The organism is Microbacterium kyungheense (assembly GCF_006783905.1).
GTDB lineage: Bacteria > Actinomycetota > Actinomycetes > Actinomycetales > Microbacteriaceae > Microbacterium > Microbacterium kyungheense.
In genome coordinates this window covers 1,055,099-1,075,761 of record NZ_VFPE01000002.1, presented here as the reverse complement: position 1 = coordinate 1,075,761, position 20,663 = coordinate 1,055,099, and the positions used below count along the sequence as shown (strand labels likewise).

Below are 20,663 nucleotides of genomic sequence, written 5' to 3'. Positions count from 1 at the left end.
GATCACGGTCAGGCGGCCGGAGCCGCCGCCTCGCTCTCGCGCTCCGGCTCGACCTGCGACGCCCGGATCGGGTGGCCCTGGCTGGTGAGGCAGCGGCCCGACGCCAGGTCCCACTTCCAGTCGTGCAGCGAGCACGTGAGGACGCCGTCCTCGATCTTGCCGGTCTTGGTGAGGTCCGCGCGCAGGTGCGGGCACCGGCGCTGCACGGTCCACTCCCCCAGCTGCGCATCCTCGGTCTGATCGGTCTGCTCGGCGTACCAGTTCTCGACGTACTCGATGCGATCCCGCGACAGGCACTTGAGGAAGGTCGTGAGGAACTCGTTGAACTTGCCGCTGCGGCCCACCTCGAACTGCATCGACAGGAAGATCGAGTTCGACCAGTCGATCTCGTGGTCGCGGATGTTCGTCGAGACGAGATCGGCGGGGATCGTGTACCAGTAGATGCACTCCTCGCCGTCGTACTCGCGCACCTTGGCCTTGGGGAAGTCGACGACCATGTCGAGGTCGCCGATGCGGAAGCGCACGTTGCCGCCGACGCCGTTGCGGATGGTGCGGGCGCGTCGCAGCAGCGGCTCCCACCACTCGCGGATCGCTGCCAGCATCTCGGCCGGCGGCAGCACGGCGGCGCGGGACGCCTCCTCCGCGCGGATCTCGTCCTGGCGGGAGTCACGCTGCTCGCCGAGGTACGACCACTTGTCGTCGAAGACGCGGTCGATCTCGGCGTCGGTGTACAGCGTCTGCGTGATCGAGACCTCGCTGCCGACGATGTCGACGACCGTGCCGGGAAGGAACTCGTACCCCTTCTGGTCGGGACGCTGCTCGCGCATGTGGGCGAGGAACTCGCGCTGGTCGGTGAAGATCGCGTCGCCGTCGAGACCCTGGCCGTTGTAGCGGAACAGCTCCTCGCGCAGGAACATGGGCGGCCCCGCCATCGGGAAGACGTGCTCGGCGTCGACCTTCTCGATGTAGTAGAGCGCACGCTTGTTCTGCGCGTCGCGCTTGAGCTTCGCGAAGTTCTGCTTGGCGTCCTGCGGCAGGTCGTACACCATCGGCCACCAGATGGCGCCCGACACCTGGGTGAAGTACGCGTCGGGCTTCGAGAACGACATGAGCTTCTCGAGGTCGAGCGGATGCGAGTCGTTCTGGTTCAGGATGCTGGCGGTGCCGTCGTCGACCGACAGCGACGAGTCGCCGATCGGGCCGTCGCTGGGCGCGCGCAGCGGCGTGACCATGAGCTTCAGCGGGCCGAACTCCAGCGGCACGCCGGCCTGCGTGTAGACGATGTTGTCGTAGCCGAGCTTGCGGAGGTCCTGCTCGAGATCGTCCGTGGGGTACTCGGGCAGCAGGACCTTGATGTCCTTGGGGACCACGCGCTCCATGAGGGCGGGGTCGAAGTGGTCGCGGTGCCGGTGCGACACGTACAGGAAGTCCGCCTTGCCGTACTTCTCCCAGTCGAGGCCGCGGTTGTCGGGGAACGGGAACCACGATCCGAAGAAGGTCGGACCGATCACCGGGTCGCAGAGGATGCTGCCGCCCGCCGTCTCGATGAACATTCCGGCGTGGCCGAGGCCCGTGACGCGCATGGGAGGACCTGCCCTTTCCTGCAGACGATCGGTGGAACCCGTCGATTCTAGGCGAGAGCCCGTGCGGACCCGGATCGACCGGCCGTGCAAAACCGGGTCATCCGTCGAACAGCCCGCGGATGTCGTCGGCGGTCAGGGCCCGGCCGAACAGGGCATCGTCGTCCATGACCGCTCGGAAGAGGCGTGCCTTGCGCTGCTGCAGCGCCATCACCTTCTCTTCGATCGTGCCGTTGGCGATGAGCCGGTAGACCATGACGCTGCGATCCTGACCGATCCGGTGCGCGCGGTCGACGGCCTGCGCCTCGGCGGCGGGATTCCACCAGGGGTCGAGCAGGAACACGTAGTCGGCCTCGGTGAGGGTGAGGCCGAAGCCGCCGGCCTTGAGGCTGATCAGGAAGACGGGGGCCGCACCCCCGCGGAACGCCGCGACGGCGGCATCCCGGCCCCGCGTCGAGCCGTCGAGATAGGCGTACGGGATGCCGCGTGCCTCGAGTTCGGCGGCGGCCAGCCCCAGGAACGACGTGAACTGGCTGAACACCAGTGCGCGATGCCCCTCGGCGAGGATCTCGTCCAGCTGTTCGAACATCGCGCCCAGCTTGCTCGGGGCGATGTGCGCGTGCGCGGGATCGACGAGCTCGGGCGCGAGCGCCAGCATGCGCAGCAGCGTGAGCGAGCGGAACACGATGAAGCGGTTGCGGTCGAGGTCGTCCAGCAGCCCCAGCACCTTCTGCCGCTCGCGCTGCAGCACGGTGTCGTAGAGAGCCCGGTGCGCGGCGCCGAGCTCGATGCGCACCTCCTGCTCCTGCTTGGGCGGCAGGTCGGCGGCGACCAGTTCTTTCGTGCGCCGCAGCACGAGGGGGCGGATGCGGCGGCGCAGCCGGGCCAGGCGTCCGGCGCGGTACTCGCCGCCCTCCTGGTTCTCGGGCACCTTGCCCTTCTCGATGGGCCCGACGTACTCCTCGCGGAACCGCCGTGCGGACGCGAACAGGCCCGGGGCGGTCAGCGACAGCAGCGCCCACAGCTCGGTGAGGCTGTTCTCCATCGGTGTGCCGGTGATGGCGAAGACGACGTCGGCGCTGAGGTCGCGCGCGGCCCGGTACACCTTCGTCTGGCTGTTCTTCACGAACTGCGCCTCGTCGAGGATGAGTCCGGCCCACTCGACCGCCGCGAACTCGGCCTCGTCGAGCCGCAGCAGCGTGTACGACGTCACGACGAGATCCGCGGAGGCCGCCGCCTGTGCGACCGTCATCCCGCGCTTCCTGCGCGTCGCGTCGACCACCGCGACGCGCAGCCCGGGCGTGAAGCGCGCCGCCTCGGTGCGCCACGTCGACAGGACCGAGGTCGGCGCCACCACGAGGAACGGCCGTCGTTCGTCCTGCTCGACCGCGTGTGCGACCAGCGCGAGCAGCTGCAGCGTCTTGCCGAGCCCCATGTCGTCGGCGAGGATGCCGCCCAGGCGGTGCTGCCACAGGAAGGCGAGCCACTCGAACCCGGTCCGCTGGTACGGGCGCAGCTCGGCGTCGAGCCCGGACGGGAGGGGCGTGGACGGCACCGAATCGACGTCGCGGAGCGCCTCGACGGTCGCCCGCCACGACACCGCCGGCTGCGCCTCGTCGGCCAGATCCTCGAAGTCCGCCCACAGTGCGGTCTGGTACCGGCTGATGCGCGGCCCGGTCTCCCACTCGTCGAGTTCGCCCGCTTCGTCGATCAGATCCCGCAGTCGCTGCAGCGCGGGATGCGACAGCGAGAAGTACGCCCCATCGCTCAGCATGATCCGCTTGCGTCCGCGCGACAGCGCGGTGAACAGCGTCCCGAACGGGATCGTGCGGCCGTCGATGGAGACGACCACGCCGAGGTCGAACCAGTCCGCGTCGGCCGTCTCGACGGTGCTGATCTCGATCCGCGGGTCACCGGCCAGTTCGCGATAGCGCGGCCGCTCCCCCGACAGCTCGACATCCACATCGGGGTCGGCCTCCAGCAGCGGCAGCAGCACGGCCGAGAACTCCGCGGAGTCCAGCCCCGTCAGGGTGCCGGCCGCCGTGAACCCCACGGGCGACGCCTCGTGCCACAGCGCCTCCACGCGGTCGCGGATCGCGAGCTCTGCGGCCGGGTCCCGGTCGTCGTCGAGCAAGCCAGGCGCTCCGTCGCGCTCGCCGGAGCCGTCGAGCCCGACGAGCGCCCCGCCGTAGCGCCAGGCGACGGTGAACACGATGCGGTGGCCCTCGTCGAAGCGCGCGGACACCAGGAGCCGAGGAGGTGCCGCGGGCGCGACCTCGATGCCGGGGGCGGCGACCTCGACGCGCCGCGCGAGCCGCGGCAGGTGGTCGCGCACGAACTCCGCGGCGTCGTCCGGTGGCACGGTGACCGCCTCACGGGCGGCCAGGAGCGCCGGCACGGGGTCGGGCAGCGCCACTTCGGCCAGCAGGAGGTCGATGCGGTCGTGCTGGACGGCGAAGCGGTAGAGGCCGGTGCGCCCGACCGGGCGAAGCTCCGCCGCCGCGATCCGCTCGCCGTCCAGGACGACCACCGGCGCGACCTCCACGCCGCCGCCGGTGCGTCGCGCCTGGACCGACACGGACGCCGTCTCGGCCAGCGCGACGGTCGTGCCGCGCCGGGTCGGGACGACGGGAATGCCGCGGTCCGCGGCGGCGGCGAGGTGCGGCCACAGCAGGCTCGACTCGATGTCGTCGAGGGTCAGCCACTCCGACACGTCCGAGAACGCCCCGAACGACCGCACGTCGCGCCCGATGCTGTGCAGCTCGGCGAACCACCGCGCCTGCGCCGGATCGAAGGCCGTCGACGGGCGTCGCAGCGCGTCCCACGAGACGCCGCCCTTGATCCACGCCGCCGACCGGCCGGAGCGCTGCAGCGGGCGCAGGCCCACCAGCACGTCGGCGCCGAACTGGTGGAGGCCGCGCGCAGTGGCCGTCTCGATGCGCGCCGGCGCCCAGTTCGAGGTGCCGCGGCGCACCCGCTGGCGCAGCTCCACCCCGAGCGCCAGCGGCGTGCGGTCGTGGACGGGCGCGACGGCGGGAGCGAACACGCTGCGCCACGCGGTCTCGGACGACGCCGCGGGCGCCTGCCGCGCGAGCCGGTTCGCCGCCAACAGCACCGCGACCGTGTGCTTGCAGTCGAACTGGACGGGGCACGTGCACGATGTCGCCGCGATCGGCCTGTCGGTCCGCTGCGGGTCCAGCCGGATGCGGCAGCGGTACGCGTCTCGGCCGCTTCCTGCGACGCTCGCTTCGAGCACCGAGGTGAACGGATCCCACGTCAGCTGCTGGACGGCGCCGTCGGCGAAGTAGGCGACGCCGCGCTCGTACGTGCCGCCGTCGGTGAACCGCCGGATGTGCGCCGGGTCGATGAACGGCGGCGCGGCGTTCGGCGGGGTCACGGCATCCATCCTGCCAACACCCGCGGACACGGGGCCCGGTGCGGGAGGGTCAGGATGCGCGGGCGATGTTGGCGAGGACGCCGTGGACGAAGGCGCCCGACTCGTCGGTCGAGAACTCCTTGGCGAGCTCGACCGCCTCGTCGATGGCGACCGCGGTGGGGACCTCGTCGTTGTACAGGATCTCCCACACGCCGATGCGCAGCACGGCGCGATCGACCGCGGGCATGCGGGCGAGCGTCCAGTCCTTCGCGAACGTCGTGATCTGCTCGTCGATGGCTTCGCGGTTGTCGATCACGCCGTCGACGATGTCGCGCGCGTACAGCCATGACGCCTGACGGGCGGGCTCGCCCGCGGCGCGCTTGGCCTCGGCGGCGAGGATCGTCGCGGGCTGCTCACCGCGGACGTCGGCCTGGAACAGGATGTCGAGCGCGCGCTTGCGCGCCTTCGAGCGGGCGCTCACGCCTTACTTCTCGCGGCCGAGGTACTCGCCCGTGCGGGTGTCGACCTTGACCTTGGTGCCGGTCTCGAGGAACAGCGGCACCTGGATCTCGTAGCCGGTCTCGAGCGTGGCGGGCTTGGTGCCGGCCGACGAACGGTCGCCCTGCAGGCCGGGCTCGGTGTACGTGATCTCGAGGATGACGGATGCCGGCAGCTCGATGTACAGCGGGTTGCCGTTGTTGAGCGCGATCTGCACCTGCTGGTTCTCGAGCAGGAAGTGCGCCGCGTCGCCCACCGTCGCGGCGCCGACCGTGAGCTGGTCGTAATCGGCGACGTCCATGAAGACGAAGCCTTCGCCGTCGTTGTACAGGTAGGTGAAGTCGCGGCGGTCGACGTTCTCGATCTCGATCTTCGCGCCCGCGTTGTACGTGCGGTCGACGACCTTGCCCGAGACCACGTTCTTGAGCTTCGTGCGGACGAACGCGCCGCCCTTGCCGGGCTTGACGTGCTGGAACTCGACCACGCTCCACAGCTGTCCGTCGATGCTGAGGACGACGCCGTTCTTGATGTCTGCGGTGGAAGCCATGAGGTGATTCTGTCCGTTCGTCAGGGAAAGTCATGCGGGGCCGGCACGCGCGATGGCGCACCGCCGACAGGACATTCTACGGGATGCCTCGCCGCGAGCGGATTCGTCAGCCCTCGGCCTGGCCCGTCAGGATGTCGATCAGGCGCGTGACCGCGGTGCCGTACCCCGCGACGCCCTCGCCCACGACGTGCACGACGGCGACATCGGCCACGTACGAGTGGTGGCGGAACTCCTCGCGCGCCCTCACGTCCGAGATGTGCACCTCGGCCACCGGCAGGCCGACGGCCGACAGCGCATCGCGCAGGACGACGGAGGTGTGGGTGAGCCCGCCCGGATTGATGACGATGCCGGCGCAGTCCTCGCGCGCCGCGTGGATCGCGTCCAGCAGCACGCCCTCGTGGTTGCTCTGCACCGCCCGGACGTCGAAGCCGCGCCGGGCGGCGGCATCCACCGTCGTCTTCTCGACGTCGGCGAGGGTGTGCGTGCCGTAGATCTCGGGTTCGCGCGTGCCGAGCAGGTTGAGGTTCGGTCCGTTGACGAGGAGCAGGCGGCGCGGCGTGGTCACCGGCCCACCCTACCGTCGCTTCACGCGGCGGACGGCGCCCTCGGTGACGGCTGCTCGTCCTCGGCGCGGTACTGCGCCAGCAGGGCCTTCTCGCGCTCGAACTTCGGGAACGCGAAGAACACCAGCACGGCGCCGATCGCCACGGCGATGATCCCGGCGAGGTACGCCCATGTCTGGCCCTGTTCGAACGACTCCCTGGCGGCCTTGATGATCGCATCGGAGTACTGGGGGTACTGCTGTGCGACGTTGGCTGCGCTGGCGAACGACTTCGTGAGCTGGCTCTGCACGGACGCGGTGATCTGGTCCGCGTCGGGCGCGTCCCCGATGAGCTTCGCGGCGGAGGCGGCGTACCCCGCCGTGAGCAGGGCGCCCAGGATGGACTGCATGATGGCGCCGCCGAGGTCGCGCTGCAGATCCGCCGTGCCTGACGCCATGCCCGCTCTGCGCACCGGCACGGCGCCCGTGAGCGAATGCGACGCGGGGGTGCCGGCGAGCCCCACGCCGGCGCCGACGAACGCGTACCCGAGGCCCACCGCCCAATACCCGGCGCTGCCGGTCCACAGCACCAGCATCGTGAGGAAGCCCAGCAGCACGGCGACATAGCCGACGAGCAGGGTGAACCGCGCGCCGCGGGTCTCGACCAGCTTCGCCGACCGGGGCGCCAGCAGCACCATGAAGATCGCGGCCGGGAGGATCGCGAACCCCGACTCGAGCGTCGAGTAGCCGAGGACGTTCTGCAGGTACTGCTGCCCGATGAACATCGCGCCCATGAGTGCGCCGAACACGATGATGCCGGCGCATGCGGCGACCCAGAAGATCGGCCGCGCTGCGATGGTGAGGTCGTACAGCGGGTTCTTCGCCTTGCGCTGCCGGATGACGAAGGCGATGAGCGCGGCCGCCCCGATGATGACGAGGCCCAGCACCAGCGTTCCGGCGTCCGGCACGGCGGCGAAGTTGATGGCCAGGATGAGTCCGCCCACGAGGATCACCGACAAGAACCCGCCCAGGTTGTCGACCGGATCCGTCGACTCGTTCACGTGGCTCGGCACCACCTTGATGACGAGCGGGATCGCGACGAGGATCAGCGGGATCGTCAGGAGGAAGACCGACCCCCAGTGGAAGAACTCCAGCAGCACGCCGGACAGCAGCGGGCCGAGGGCCGAGATCGCTCCGCCCGTCGCCGACCACAGCGCGATCGATCGCGTGCGCGCCGCGCCGGACCACAGCGCCGTGATGAGCGCCAGCGTCGTCGGATACGCCATGCCCGCGGCGAGCCCGCCGACGATGCGCGCGACGATCAAGACGTCGATGGTCGGCGCGAACGCCGCGACCAGCCCGGCCGGCAGCGAGAGGAGCACGCCGATCAGCAGCATCATCTTGCGGCCGTAGCGGTCGCCCACCGCCCCGAGCCACAGCACCGAGGCGGCCAGGCCCAGCGAATAGCCGACCGCGACCAGGTTCAGCTGCGTCTGCGAGGCGTCGAAGGCCTCGCCGATGTCGGGGAGGGCGACGTTCGCCACCGACAGCGGCAGGTTCGCGACGGCGGCGACGAGGATGAGGGTCGAGAGGATCGCGCCGGACTTCGCGGGGGCGTTCGTGGTGGCACTCATGCGAGGACTCCCTTCGACGGGCGCGCATCTGCCGCGCGGCGACAGTCTGGCAGTGCCCTCCCCTGCACCGCATCACCTCATCGGCGTGAAGCCTCTCGAACGCCCGGAGCGCATCGGCACGCCTGTCCGGTCAGAGCGGGCGTGCCATCTCCAGCTCGGGACCGATGGGGCCGGTGAACGTCACGCCCGTGGGCGAGAAGCCGTTGCGCCGGTACGCGGCCTGCGCTCGGGCGTTGTCGGCGTGCACATCGAGCGTGAGACGACGAAGTCCCTGGGATGCCGCCCACGCGGCGGCCGCGTCGAACAGCGCGTCCACGGTGCCCGTGCCGCGGTAGGCGGGGTTCACGTAGACGCCCACCGCGTCGGCACGACGGTCGTCGACGTAGCGGCCGAGGTGGTCCTTCTGCCCGGTGGCGCGGATGAGCACCGAGAGGCTCGCGACCCAGACGCCCTCGGCCTCTGCGACGAACTGCGCGGCGACCTCGCTCTCGGCCGCGCGCGCCGTGCGGTCCCTCCAGAAGTCGTCGGGCCGCGCCGCCACCTGCTCGGGCGTCTCCAGGAACGCGATGGCCGCGTCGGGGTCGCTCGTCGACTCCAGGCGGAGCGCGCGCACCTCGGGCCACTCGTCGGCCCGGACGCGACGCACCGCCGCAGCGGTCATCCCGCGACCTCCTGGTATGCCGCGAACAGCAGCGACTCATCCGGCGCCTGCAGCACCGTCGGCTTCGCGATGTCGTCGAGCACGATGAAGCGCAGCATCCCGCCACGGCTCTTCTTGTCGCGCTGCATGGTCGACAGCAGCTGCGGCCAGGCGCCCGGGCGGTAGCTCGTCGGCAGTCCGAGCGAGTCGAGGATGTCGCGGTGGCGCTGGGCTGCGGCATCCGGAAGCCGGCCGGCCAGTCGCGACAGCTCGGCGGCGAACACCATGCCCACCGAGATCGCCGCGCCGTGCCGCCACCGGTAGCGCTCGGCATGCTCGATGGCGTGCCCGAGCGTGTGGCCGTAGTTGAGGATCTCGCGCAGCCCCGCCTCGCGCAGGTCCTCGCCGACGACGCGCGCCTTCATCTCGATCGCCAGCTCGATGGTGCGACGGAACGCCGCGCTCTGCGGATCCACGGCCGTCTCGGGGTCGGCCTCGACCAGATCGAGGATCTCGGGCGCCCAGATGAAGCCGGCCTTCACGACCTCGGCGTACCCGGCCACGCGCTCGTTGCGCGAGAGGCTGTCGAGCAGGTCGAGGTCGCACAGCACGGCGCGCGGGGCCCAGAACGCGCCCACGAGGTTCTTGCCCTCGGCGGTGTTGACCCCGGTCTTGCCGCCGACGGCGGCGTCGACCATGCCGAGGACCGTCGTCGGCACCTGCACGACCTCGACGCCGCGCAGCCACGTTGCGGCGACGAACCCCGCGAGGTCGGTCACCGCCCCGCCGCCGAAGCCGATGACGGCGTCGGTGCGGGTGAAGTCCGCCTTGCCCATGACCTGCCAGCAGAACGCTGCCACCTCGATGCGCTTGCCCGCCTCGGCGTCGGGGATCTCGGCGAGCAGCACCTCGCGGTCGCCGACGAGCTGCGCGCGCAGGCGCTCCGCCTGCTCCGCGAGGGTCGGCGGGTGGATCACGAGCACCTTGCGCGCGGCGGGCGGCAGCGCGGCGCCGAGGGACGAGAGGATGCCGCGCCCCACGGTGATGTCGTAGCTGGCGTCTCCGCGCACGGTGATGGTCGTGGCATCCGTCATGCCGTCTCCTCCTGGTCGTGCTCGCCGCGCACCCACGCGACGAGCGCATCGACGATGTCTTGGATGGGGCCGCTCGACGTGTCGAACGTCACGTCGGCGAGCTCCTCGTACACGGGGCGGCGCTCTTCGTAGATCGCCGTCCATCGTTCGATCGCGTCCTCGCCCTGCAGCAGCGGGCGGCTGGAATCGCGCACGCGGCCCGCGACGACGCGGGGTGCGACCGTGAGCAGCACGACGCGGCGCTGGGCGAGTTCGGCCCGCGTCTCGGGATGGGTCACCGCTCCGCCGCCGAGCGAGACCACGCCGCCCGTGGCGAGTCCTTCGCTCACCGCGGCCCGCTCCAGCGCGCGGAAGTGCGCCTCGCCGTGCTCGGCGAACAGCCGCTCGATCGGACCGTGGTCGCGAACCACGGCCGCGTCGGTGTCGAAGAACGGCACACCCAGGGCGCGCGCGGCCTTCTTGCCGATGCTGGTCTTGCCGGCCCCCATCGGGCCGATCAGCACGACGGCGTCAGAGGGCGAGGTCATGGCTGACAGCGACGTCGCCCGTCAGGGCGGCGTCGCTCTCGGCTGCGGTGCGCAGGGCGTCGGGGATCGCCGCGAGGTAGCCCTCGAGGTTGCGGCGGGTCTCGGCGACGCTGTCGCCGCCGAACTTCTCCAGCACGACCTCGGCCAGCACGACCGCGACCATCGCCTCGGCCACGACGCCCGCGGCGGGGACGGCGCACACGTCGGAACGCTGGTGGTGGGCCTGTGCGGAATCGCCGGTCGCGACGTCGACCGTGTGCAGCGCGCGGGGGACGGTGGCGATCGGCTTCATGCCGGCGCGCACCCGCAGCACGGTGCCGGTCGACATCCCGCCTTCGGTGCCGCCCGCCTTGTCGCTGGAGCGCGTGATGCCGTCCTCGGCGGTGTAGAGCTCGTCGTGCGCGGCCGATCCGCGGCGTCGGGTGGTCTCGAAGCCGTCGCCGACTTCGACCCCCTTGATGGCCTGGATGCTCATGAGGGCCTGCGCGAGCTTCGCGTCGAGGCGGCGGTCCCAGTGCACGTGCGAGCCGAGCCCCGGAGGCAGGCCGTACGCGAGCACCTCGACGATGCCGCCGAGCGTGTCGCCGTCCTTCTTGGCCGCATCGACCTCTTCGACCATGGCGGCGCTGGTGGCCGGGTCGAAGCACCGCAGCGGGTCGGCGTCGAGGGCGTCGACGTCGTCGGGGGTCGGCAGCGCGGACCCGGCCGGCACCTGGACGGGACCGATGGACAGCGTGTGGCTGACCAGGCGGATGCCGAGCTCGCCGAGGAAGGCACGGGCCAGCGCGCCCAGTGCGACGCGCGCAGCCGTCTCGCGGGCACTCGCGCGCTCGAGGATCGGGCGGGCCTCGTCGAAGCCGTACTTCTGCATGCCGACGAGGTCGGCGTGGCCGGGCCGGGGACGTGTCAGCGCAGCGCCGCGACCGCGGGACTTGTCGGTGAGCTCGACGGGCTCGGGGCTCATCACCTCGACCCACTTGGGCCACTCGGTGTTGCCGATGCGCAGCGCGATGGGGCTGCCGAGCGTGTAGCCGTGGCGGACGCCCGACGAGATCGTCAGCTCGTCCTCTTCGAACTTCATGCGCGAGCCGCGGCCGTAGCCGAGCTTGCGGCGCGCGAGATCCTCCTGGATCGCGGCGCGAGAGATCGGGACGCCCGCAGGCAGACCCTCCATGACGGCGACGAGTTCGGGGCCGTGGGATTCGCCGGCCGTGAGCACGCGGAGCATTGCTCCAGTCTCCCACGCCCCGGGCGCCGGTTACGCCGCCGCGGGGCCTTCGAGCGCCTGGCGCATCGCCTCGAGCACGCGGTCCTCGGCGTCCAGCGCGGTGTCGGCGTCCCCGTGGCGGAAGATCCTGACCTGCAGCAGAGCCTGATGCAGCAGCATCCCGAGTCCCGATCGAGCGGGTGCGCCCGCCCGGTCCCACGCGGCCGAGAGCGCCGTCGGCCAGTGACCGTAGACCACGTCGAGCAGCAGCCCGCCCGACTGCGCGAGGGCGTCGGCCGCGGCATCCCCCACCGGCGCATCGCCCGGGAGCGTCGCGATCGTGAGGGGAACCTCCTGGAAGGTGGATGCCGTGAAGGACGCCGCCGTGACCTGCACGCCGATACGGCCGCCCAGGGCCGTCAGCGGCTCGACCGCCTCAGGGCGTCGGGCGACGACCTCGACGGCGGCCGCGCCGAGTTCGCCGAGGGCGACGAGCGCGGAGGTCGCCGTCGCGCCGGCACCGATGATCCGTGCGCGCGGCACGGCGGTGAGCCCGTCGTCGGCGAGCGAGCGGACGATCCCGCCGACGTCGGTGTTGAAGCCGCGGGGTCCGTCAGGATCGAGGAGCAGCGTGTTCACCGCTCCGGTCAGCTGCGCGCGACGGTCGAGGCCGGCCGCGGCCGCGCGCGCCACGCCCTTGAGCGGCATGGTCAGCGACAGGCCGCGCCACGTGTCATCGAGCCCGGCGAGCTCGGCGCCGAACGACTGCTCGTCCACGCGGCGCCGTCCGTAGCTCCAGTCGAGTCCCAGCACCTCGTACGCGGCGGCGTGCAGCTGCGGCGAGCGGCTGTGCGCGATGGGATCGCCCCACACCTCCAGGCGGGCGGCTGCGGGGTTCAGCACCCCGAGTCCGGGTGCTCCGAGCACCACTGCTGCATCTGCTTCACGTACTTCTGGTGCTCGCTGTAGGTGTCGGTGAAGATCGTCTCGCCGGTGTCCATGTTCACTGTCACGAAGTACAGCCACGGTCCGTCCGCCGGATGCATCGCGGCGTCGATCGCCACGTCGCCCGGGTTCGCGATCGGCCCGATGGGCAGACCGGTGTGGACGTACGTGTTCCACGGGTTCGGGTCGTTCTGGGCCTCGTCCGACGTGCTGGCCGAACCGGCGTGCAGCTCGCCGAAGCCGTACTGCGCGGTCGAGTCCATCTGCAGCTTGCCGAACGTCTCCTGGTTGTTCGCGTCCAGCCGGTTCAGGATCACGCGCGACACCTTCTGCATGTCCGCCTCGTACCGCGCCTCGCGCTGGATGATCGAGGCGGTCGTCAGCACGCTCTGCCGCTGGTCGGCGGGCACGCCGGCGGCATCCAGCGACTGGATCGTGCGGTTCACGAGCGTCTGGATCGCCGTCTGGGCCGTCACGCCCGGATCGAACGTGTACGTCGCCGGGAACAGCCAGCCCTCCAGCGGCTGCCCGCCGGCCGCCGCGATGGCCGGATCGACGGAGATGCCGTACAGCGAAGGGTCGGCGGCGGCAGCCTGCAGGTCCGCGAGCGGGATGCCGGTGCCTTCAGAGAGGCGCTGCAGCGTCCCGTCGACGGTGTAGCCCTCGGGGATCTGCGCCGTGTTCTCCTGGCGATTGGCGGGGTCCATCAGCGCCGCGAGGGCGGCCTCGCTCGTCATCTGCTTCTGAAGCGTGTAGACCCCGGGCTGGAAGTTGGGGTTCTGGCCGGTCTCGATCAGGTAGTCGTAGAAGGCGCCGGCGGTCTTCGTGACGCCCGCGTTGAACAGCGCCTCCGAGATGGGCTGACCTGTGTCGCCGGACATGATGGTGATCGAGGTCTCGCCGTTCGCGAGCCCGGCCTCGTAGTCCTTCGGCTCTTCCCAGCCCATGACCTTGCGGATCTGAGGCTCGTACGTGTTCCACACGTAGAGTCCGCCCGCCGCGACGCCGCCCAGGATCAGCAGGACGACGCCGAGCGCGATCCATCCGCCGATGCGGCGGCGCTTCTTGTTCTTGGGCGGGGGCACGTGTCCGATGTCGTCGGTCGAGGTCGAACCGCTGAACAGATCGTCGAGCGTTCCCGTCGCGGGGCTCTGCACCGCCTGTTCGGGCGCCTTCTCGGGCATCGTCGCCGTCCGTGTCGCCGTCGCGGTCACCGTCGCGGTCGCGCCGGTGTTGCCCCGACTGTAGGGCATCGCGGGCGCCGTGTCTCCGGAGAACAGCCACGGATCGGTCTCGGGCGTGGCGTCGACGTCGGTGCGAGTGGGCCGCGGCGCACGCAGCGGAACGGGCTGGAAGCCGCTGCCCGCCGTCTCGTCCCGGGTCTGCGCGGCTGCCGGCGTCGCCGGCGCGGTGGGGGCCGATGCGGGTGCAGGGGCGGTGGGACCGCTCCCGACGATGGGGGTCGCGCCGGTGATCAGCGACTCCCACGTGGGTGCGGGCTCGTGCGGCTGCGCGGGGGCGGGCTGCGCGGGCGCGGGCTGAGCGGCAGACGGGGCGTGAGGGGCGGATGCCGCCGACACCGGCGCCGCCGGAGACGGCTGCGGGGTCACCGCCGGTGTCGCTCCGGTGGCCGCCCGTCGAGCGGCGGCCTCACGGGCGGCGCGGCGCGACAGCGGTGCTGCGGCGCCATCGGGCGATGAGTCGGGCATCAGGCGGGCTCCTGGGGGACGGGGGTTCCGGGCGGGCGGCCGGTGCTCTTCTCGACATCGAGTGCCTGCTGAAGCAGCACGACAGCGGCGACCTGGTCAACGATGCTACGCGACGATCGCTGGGATCTGCCCGAACTGCGCAGTGCCGCGTGTGCCGACACCGTCGACAGGCGCTCATCGACGAGGCGCACCGTGAGGCCCGAGGCTGCCGACAGCGCAGCCGCGACGTCCCGCGCGTCCTGCGTGGACGGCGTGTCTTCGCCGCGCAGATTCAGGGGCAGTCCGACGTACAGCTCGAGCGCCGAGTGCTCCTCGGCCAGCGCGACGATCCGCGCCACCGTGGCGTCGTCTCGGGGCACCGTCTCGACGGGCGTCGCGAGCAGGCCGTCGGGGTCGCATCTCGCGACGCCGACCCGGGCCTTGCCCACGTCGATGCCGAGCCGGGTGCCCCGCCTGAAGCCGGTCACGCGCCGACGGCGTCCTTCACCGAGGCCAGCGCGGCGGGCAGCGCCGCAGCATCCGCTCCCCCGCCCTGCGCGACGTCGTCGCGGCCGCCGCCGCCGCCGCCGAGCACGCCGGCGGCGGTCTTGGCGAGCACGCCCGCCTTGGCGCCCGCGGCGCGAGCGGCGTCGTTGGTCGCGACGATCACGACGGGACGCTCGCTGACGACGGCGCCGAGCGCGACGACGGCCGCCTCGGAGCCGAGGCGCTCCCGCACCTGCAGGGCGAGCGAGCGCACGTCGTCGGCGGAAGCCGCCGTTCCGAGCGATTCGGCGACGACCAGCGTGTCGCCGACACGCGTCGCCGCATCCGCGAGAGCCGGGAGACGGTCGCCGAGCGCCTTCGACTCGAACGCGGCGATCTTCTTCTCGGCCGTCTTCAGGTTCGCCTGGAGTTCCGCGATGCGCGCGGGCAGCTGCTCGCGCGGCGCCTTGAGCGACGACGTCAGCTGCGACACGAGCGCGCGCTCGGCGGCCAGCGACCGGAACGCGTCGAGACCCACGAGCGCTTCGACGCGACGGTTCGAGGCGCCGACGGACGACTCGCCGACCAGGCTGATGAGGCCGATCTCGGCGCTCGTCGAGACGTGGGTGCCCGCGCACAGCTCGCGCGACCACGGCCCGCCGATGTCGACCATGCGCACGGTGTCGCCGTACTTCTCGCCGAACAGCGCCATCGCACCGAGCGATCGCGCCTCGTCGAGCGGCAGCACGCGCGTGGTCACCTCGAGGTTGTCGCGCACGGCGTTGTTGGCGATCTCTTCGATCTCGGACTTCGTGTCGTCCGACAGCGCCTGGCCCCAGGAGAAGTCGAAGCGCATGTAGCCGGCGCGGTTGAGCGATCCGGCCTGCGTCGCCGTCTTGCCGAGCGTGTCGCGCAGCGCGGCGTGCACCAGGTGGGTGGCGGAGTGCGCCTGGCGGGCGGCACGGCGGTTGGCGGCATCCACCACCGACGTCGCCGGCTGGCCGACGCCGACCTCACCCGAGGACACCTCGACGGTGTGGCTGATGAGGCCCGGCACCGGCTTCTGCACGTCGAGCACCTCGAGCTCGTAGCCCGGGCCGACGATGACGCCCTTGTCGGCGACCTGACCGCCCGACTCGGCGTACAGCGCGGTCTCGGCGAGGATGACCTCGGCGATCTGACCCGTGGTGGCACGGTCGACAGACACGCCGTCGACGAGGATGCCGAGCACGCGAGACTCGGTCTCGAGGTCGCTGTAGCCGGTGAACCCGGTCTCGCCCAGCGCGCGCAGGTCGCGGTACACGCTCGTGTCGGCGAGCTGGCGCTTGCGGGCGCGGGCGTCGGCCTTGGCGCGGGCGCGCTGCTCCTGCATGAGGGTGTCGAACGCCGCGCGGTCGACCGAGAGGCCGGCCTCTTCGGCGATCTCGAGCGTCAGATCGATCGGGAAGCCGTACGTGTCATGCAGCAGGAACGCCTCGGCGCCGGCGATCGTCGTGCCGCCCGCGGACTTGGTCTCGACCAGCGACTCCTCGAGGATCGACTCCCCCGCCGCGAGCGTGCGCAGGAACGTCGCCTCCTCGGCCAGCGCGTACTGCGAGATGCGCGCCCAGTCCGTCTCGACGACGGGGTATGCGCTCTTCATCGCGTCGCGGGATGCCGTGAACAGCACCTCGAACGTCGGGCCGTCGACGCCCAGCAGCCGCATGGAGCGGATCGCGCGCCGCATGAGCCGCCGCAGGATGTAGCCGCGGCCGTCGTTGGACGGGGTGACGCCGTCCGACATCAGCATGAGGGACGACCGCACGTGGTCGGCGATCACGCGGAACCGCACGTCGTCCTCGTGATCCGCGCCGTACGTGCGGCCCGAGAGCTCCACGGCCTTGTCGAGCACCGGACGCACCTGGTCGGTCTCGTACATGTTGTCGACGCCCTGCTTGATGAACGCGATGCGCTCCAGGCCCATGCCGGTGTCGATGTTCTTGTTCGGCAGTTCGCCGACGATGTCGAAGTCGTACTTCGAGCGCACGTTGGTGATCTCGTACTGCATGAACACGAGGTTCCAGATCTCGACGTAGCGGTCGTCGTCTGTCGCGGGGCCGCCGTCGATGCCGTACGCGGGTCCGCGGTCGAAGAAGATCTCCGAGCACGGGCCGGCGGGACCGGGCAGGCCGGTGCTCCAGTAGTTCGTGTCCTTGCCCAGGCGCTGGATGCGCTCGGCGGGCAGGTCGGTCAGCCGCAGCCAGAGGTCGTGGGCCTCGTCGTCCTCTTCGTACACCGTGACCCATAGGTCCTTCGGGTCGAAGCCGAGGCCGCCGTCCTCCTCCGCGCTGGTCAGCAGCTCCCAGGCGTAGCGGATCGCGCCTTCCTTGAAGTAGTCGCCGAAGGACCAGTTGCCGAGCATCTGGAAGAACGTCCCGTGACGGGGGGTCTTGCCGACCTCTTCGATGTCGTTGGTGCGGATGCACTTCTGGTTATCGGCCGCGCGCGCATAGGGGGCGGGCACATCGCCCGACAGATACGGGATGAACGGCACCATGCCGGCCACCGTGAACAGCAGCGCCGGGTCGTCGGTCACCAGCGACGCCGAGGGGACGATGGTGTGGCCGTTCTTCTCGAAGTAATCGAGGTAGCGCTGCGCGATCTCGGCGGTCTTCATGCGGGTCCTTGCTGTGCGTGCGAATGCGTGTCGGGCGGCACGCCGACTCTCCGGCTCTGCCGGTGAGCGGTGGTGCGCGGGTCAGTCGGTGAGCTTGTCGGCCGCGCTCGCGGCGGCGTCTGCGACGGCCTCGGCGGCGGTGGATGCGGCGTCCTTCGCGGTGCCGGCGGCTTCGGCGGCGGCATCCCGGACGTCGTCGACGATGCCGGCGAAGCGGGCCTCCTGCTCGCGGTAGGCGTCGCCGATGCGGTCGGTGAACTCGGTGATGCGCGCGTCGACCTCGGCCAGGATCTCGTGCCCACGGGGGTCCTTGTTCATGAAGTGCGCCACCACGAATCCTCCGGCGATGCCGAACAGGAACCACACCAGGTTCTTCATGTCACCACTTCCTCGCGGGCCGCCGGGGCGCGGCATCCCTCCATCGTAAGGGGAAACGACGAAGGGCGTCGGGTGACCCCGACGCCCTTCGTGCTTCGGTCGTCGAGCGAGCGAAGCGAGACGAGACGCTTAGCGCGCTGCGTAGTACTCGACGACGAGCTGGACGTCGCAGACCACGGGAACCTCGGCGCGCTTGGGGCGACGCACGAGACGGGCCTGGAGCTTGTCGAGCTCGACCTCGAGGTAGCCCGGAACCGGGGGCAGGACCTCGGCGTGACCGCCGAGCGCTGCGACCTGGAAGGGCTCGATGCCCTCGCTCTTGGCCTTGACGTGGATGAGCTGACCCGGCTTCACGCGGAAGGACGGGCGGTCGACGAGCTGGCCGTCCACGAGGATGTGGCGGTGCACGACCATCTGGCGCGCCTGCGCGGTGGTGCGGGCGAAGCCGGCACGCAGCACGAGGGCGTCCAGACGCATCTCGAGCTGCTCGACGAGGTTCTCACCCGTCAGGCCCTGGGTGCGACGGGCCTCGTTGAACTGGATGCGCAGCTGCTTCTCGCGGATGCCGTACTGCTCGCGCAGACGCTGCTTCTCGCGGAGGCGGACGGCGTAGTCGCTGTCCTGCTTGCGCTTGGTGCGGCCGTGCTCACCCGGAGCGTAGGGGCGCTTCTCGAGGTACTTGGCGGCCTTCGGGGTGAGGGCCACGCCGAGAGCGCGGGACAGACGGACCTTGCGGCGGTCCTGGGACTTCGTTGCCACGAAGTGTTCCTTTCGATGACGCTGCCGTGTCTTTCACGGCTCGCGGACGTATCGCCCTGTCTTCGCCCTGTCCGGACTGCACGCCGGGGCATGCCGGAAGGTAGGTCAGGAAGAGAGGGGATGCCCGAAAACTGCGTTTCGAGCCGCTCAAGCTTATCAGACACGGGCTTTCGCCCCGGTCGGCCGATGTTCAGGCGCTCAGTCGCCGCCGAGGATGCGACGGATCTTCTCCAGTCGTGCCTGCACGTCGCGCTCCGCGCCGAGCGCCTTCGGCTCGTAGTAGCGGCGGCCCCGCAGCTCGTCGGGCAGGTACTGCTGCGCCGCGATCCCGATGTCCGAGTCGTGGGGGTACACGTAGCCCTTGCCGTGGCCGAGCCGCTTGGCACCCGGGTAGTGCGCGTCGCGCAGATGCATCGGCACGCGCCCGAACCCGCCCGAGCGGACGTCGGCGATCGCCGCGTCGATCGCCAGGTACGCGGCGTTCGACTTCGCCGTGGTGGCGAGGTACGCGGTCGCCTCGGCGAGCGGGATGCGTCCTTCGGGCATGCCGATGAACTGCACCGCGTCGGCGGCGGCGACCGCGATCGGCAGCGCCTGCGGATCGGCGAGGCCGATGTCTTCTGCGGCCGAGATGATGAGACGCCGCGCGATGAACCGCGGGTCCTCCCCCGCCTCGATCATCCGCGCGAGGTAGTGCATCGCCGCGTCGACATCCGACCCGCGGATCGACTTGATGAACGCACTGATGACGTCGTAGTGCTCGTCGCCCTGCCGGTCGTACCGCAGGAGGGCGCGGTCGACGGCCTGTGCGACGTGGTCCGCCGTGATCACGGGCGCGTCGACGGCGTCCTCGGGGGTCTCGGAGCCGTCGTCTTCGCCATCGTCCTGGTCCTCGGAGGGCACGGCGAGGGATGCCGCGGCCTCGAGCGCCGTGAGAGCCCGGCGGGCATCTCCCGACGCGAGACGGACGAGCGCGTCGCGGGCGTCGTCGCCGAGCGTCACCGCCCCGGCGAGGCCGCGCGCATCAGCGACCGCGCGGTCGAGCAGCATCGCCAGGTCGGCGTCGGTGAGCGGCTTGAGAGTCAGCAGCAGTGAACGCGACAGCAGGGGCGAGATCACCGAGAAGGACGGGTTCTCGGTGGTCGCGGCGATCAGCACGACCCAGCCGTTCTCGACGCCCGGGAGGAGCGCATCCTGCTGCGCCTTCGTGAACCGGTGGATCTCGTCGAGGAAGAGGATCGTGGACTGGCCGTACAGATCGCGCTGCGTGAGCGCCTCCTGCATGACCTCGCGCACGTCCTTGACGCCCGCGGTCACGGCCGACAGCTCCACGAAGCGGCGCCCGGACGAGCGTGCGATCGCCTGCGCGAGGGTCGTCTTGCCCGTGCCGGGCGGGCCCCACAGGATGACGGAGGTCGCAGCGCGGGCCGCGGCATCCGGATTCGCCAGCGTCACCAGCGGCGACCCCGCGCGCAGCAGATGCGACTGCCCTGCGACCTCGTCGAGCGACGAGGGGCGCATGCGCACCGCCAGCGGCGTCAGCCCCTGGAACAGCGCGGTGGGTGAACTCACTCGTCAAGGCTATCCCGGGGGCGCGACAGCGGTTCCGGTGCGGGTTTTGGCCGCCGTGCCGCCGGGCCGTAGGATCAACCCGCCCCGGGGCTGTGGACCGGGTGAGCCTGGGACGACGACAATGAGGAGGCCCCGTGGCCGGCGGTGGCAAGGATCGAGACGCACGTGCCGCACGTGAGCGGACGCGGACCTATCAGGCGCGCCGTCAGTTCCACGACGACCAGGCTCGTCGCCGCACGCGCGACAACCTGATCGCCGGCATCGCCGGCGGCGTTCTCGTGCTCGGCATCGTGGGCATCCAGACGGCCTACTTCATGGCGGGCCCAGGCGCCCCGGAGCCGTCGCCGACCTCGACGTCCACCCCGACTCCGACGCCGACCGTCACGGACGCGCCGACCCCGAGTGCCACACCGACTCCGACGCCCTGAGGCCACGGGGACGCATCCGCGTCCGAAGCTGCCCGCAACGGCACCGGGATGAGGCATCCGCCGTACTAGGCTGTGAGCCGTCCTACTCCCACAGACGGCGCAAGCCG

Annotated in this window: 18 protein-coding genes; 1 reads left to right on the top strand and 17 read right to left on the bottom strand. The window is 71.2% G+C overall.

Annotated features, from left to right (window positions below):
* Positions 1 to 8: 8 nt before the first annotated feature.
* From FB391_RS11790 to FB391_RS11710, 17 genes are all read right to left on the bottom strand, one after another.
* The gene (locus tag FB391_RS11790; protein WP_141894548.1) at positions 9 to 1,583 is read right to left on the bottom strand and encodes a Rieske 2Fe-2S domain-containing protein; all 1,575 of its coding nucleotides are present in this window, start codon (positions 1,581 to 1,583) and stop codon (positions 9 to 11) included.
* 97 nt (positions 1,584 to 1,680) lie between these two features.
* A complete protein-coding gene (locus FB391_RS11785) occupies positions 1,681 to 4,977 on the bottom strand; it encodes a DEAD/DEAH box helicase (RefSeq protein ID WP_246093472.1) in 3,297 nt (1,098 codons plus the stop codon).
* 49 nt (positions 4,978 to 5,026) lie between these two features.
* Positions 5,027 to 5,437, bottom strand: a complete 411-nt coding sequence (gene nusB, locus FB391_RS11780; RefSeq protein ID WP_141894546.1) for a transcription antitermination factor NusB — start codon at positions 5,435 to 5,437, stop codon at positions 5,027 to 5,029.
* Positions 5,438 to 5,440: 3 nt separating this feature from the next.
* Positions 5,441 to 6,001: an elongation factor P gene (gene efp / locus FB391_RS11775; RefSeq protein WP_141894545.1), complete on the bottom strand. Its 561-nt coding sequence runs from the start codon at positions 5,999 to 6,001 to the stop codon at positions 5,441 to 5,443.
* A gap of 106 nt (positions 6,002 to 6,107) precedes the next feature.
* Positions 6,108 to 6,566, bottom strand: coding sequence for a type II 3-dehydroquinate dehydratase (gene aroQ, locus FB391_RS11770; protein WP_141894544.1), 459 nt, complete (start codon positions 6,564 to 6,566; stop codon positions 6,108 to 6,110).
* Positions 6,567 to 6,586: 20 nt separating this feature from the next.
* Positions 6,587 to 8,176 (bottom strand): MFS transporter, encoded by a 1,590-nt coding sequence (locus FB391_RS11765; protein WP_141894543.1) that lies wholly within the window; start codon positions 8,174 to 8,176, stop codon positions 6,587 to 6,589.
* Between the two features lie 130 nt (positions 8,177 to 8,306).
* Entirely contained in the window at positions 8,307 to 8,837 is a 531-nt protein-coding gene (locus FB391_RS11760; RefSeq protein ID WP_141894542.1) for a GNAT family N-acetyltransferase, read from the bottom strand.
* On the bottom strand, positions 8,834 to 9,910 hold the full coding sequence (gene aroB / locus FB391_RS11755) for a 3-dehydroquinate synthase (protein ID WP_141894541.1): 1,077 nt from the start codon (positions 9,908 to 9,910) through the stop codon (positions 8,834 to 8,836). Before aroB ends, FB391_RS11760 begins: the two co-directional genes overlap by 4 nt.
* The gene (locus tag FB391_RS11750; protein ID WP_141894540.1) at positions 9,907 to 10,437 is read right to left on the bottom strand and encodes a shikimate kinase; all 531 of its coding nucleotides are present in this window, start codon (positions 10,435 to 10,437) and stop codon (positions 9,907 to 9,909) included. Before FB391_RS11750 ends, aroB begins: the two co-directional genes overlap by 4 nt.
* Positions 10,421 to 11,665 carry a chorismate synthase gene (gene aroC, locus FB391_RS11745; protein ID WP_141894539.1) on the bottom strand — a complete coding sequence of 415 codons (1,245 nt, stop codon included), beginning with the start codon at positions 11,663 to 11,665 and terminating at the stop codon, positions 10,421 to 10,423. The genes FB391_RS11750 and aroC overlap by 17 nt, the downstream gene beginning before the upstream one ends.
* A 30-nt stretch (positions 11,666 to 11,695) precedes the next feature.
* Entirely contained in the window at positions 11,696 to 12,574 is an 879-nt protein-coding gene (locus tag FB391_RS11740; protein WP_141894538.1) for a shikimate dehydrogenase, read from the bottom strand.
* Positions 12,541 to 14,298 carry an endolytic transglycosylase MltG gene (gene mltG / locus FB391_RS11735; protein WP_141894537.1) on the bottom strand — a complete coding sequence of 586 codons (1,758 nt, stop codon included), beginning with the start codon at positions 14,296 to 14,298 and terminating at the stop codon, positions 12,541 to 12,543. The genes FB391_RS11740 and mltG overlap by 34 nt, the downstream gene beginning before the upstream one ends.
* Positions 14,298 to 14,765, bottom strand: a complete 468-nt coding sequence (gene ruvX / locus FB391_RS11730; protein ID WP_141894536.1) for a Holliday junction resolvase RuvX — start codon at positions 14,763 to 14,765, stop codon at positions 14,298 to 14,300. Before ruvX ends, mltG begins: the two co-directional genes overlap by 1 nt.
* A complete protein-coding gene (gene alaS / locus FB391_RS11725; RefSeq protein WP_141894535.1) occupies positions 14,762 to 17,419 on the bottom strand; it encodes an alanine--tRNA ligase in 2,658 nt (885 codons plus the stop codon). Before alaS ends, ruvX begins: the two co-directional genes overlap by 4 nt.
* A gap of 81 nt (positions 17,420 to 17,500) precedes the next feature.
* Positions 17,501 to 17,797 carry an ATPase gene (locus tag FB391_RS11720; protein WP_141894534.1) on the bottom strand — a complete coding sequence of 99 codons (297 nt, stop codon included), beginning with the start codon at positions 17,795 to 17,797 and terminating at the stop codon, positions 17,501 to 17,503.
* Between the two features lie 129 nt (positions 17,798 to 17,926).
* Entirely contained in the window at positions 17,927 to 18,556 is a 630-nt protein-coding gene (rpsD, locus tag FB391_RS11715; protein ID WP_141894533.1) for a 30S ribosomal protein S4, read from the bottom strand.
* A 198-nt stretch (positions 18,557 to 18,754) separates the two neighbouring features.
* On the bottom strand, positions 18,755 to 20,128 hold the full coding sequence (locus FB391_RS11710) for a replication-associated recombination protein A (RefSeq protein ID WP_141894532.1): 1,374 nt from the start codon (positions 20,126 to 20,128) through the stop codon (positions 18,755 to 18,757).
* 134 nt (positions 20,129 to 20,262) lie between these two features.
* Between FB391_RS11710 and FB391_RS11705 the strand changes: the two genes are divergently transcribed.
* Positions 20,263 to 20,556 carry a dioxygenase gene (locus FB391_RS11705; protein WP_141894531.1) on the top strand — a complete coding sequence of 98 codons (294 nt, stop codon included), beginning with the start codon at positions 20,263 to 20,265 and terminating at the stop codon, positions 20,554 to 20,556.
* Positions 20,557 to 20,663 lie beyond the last annotated feature (107 nt).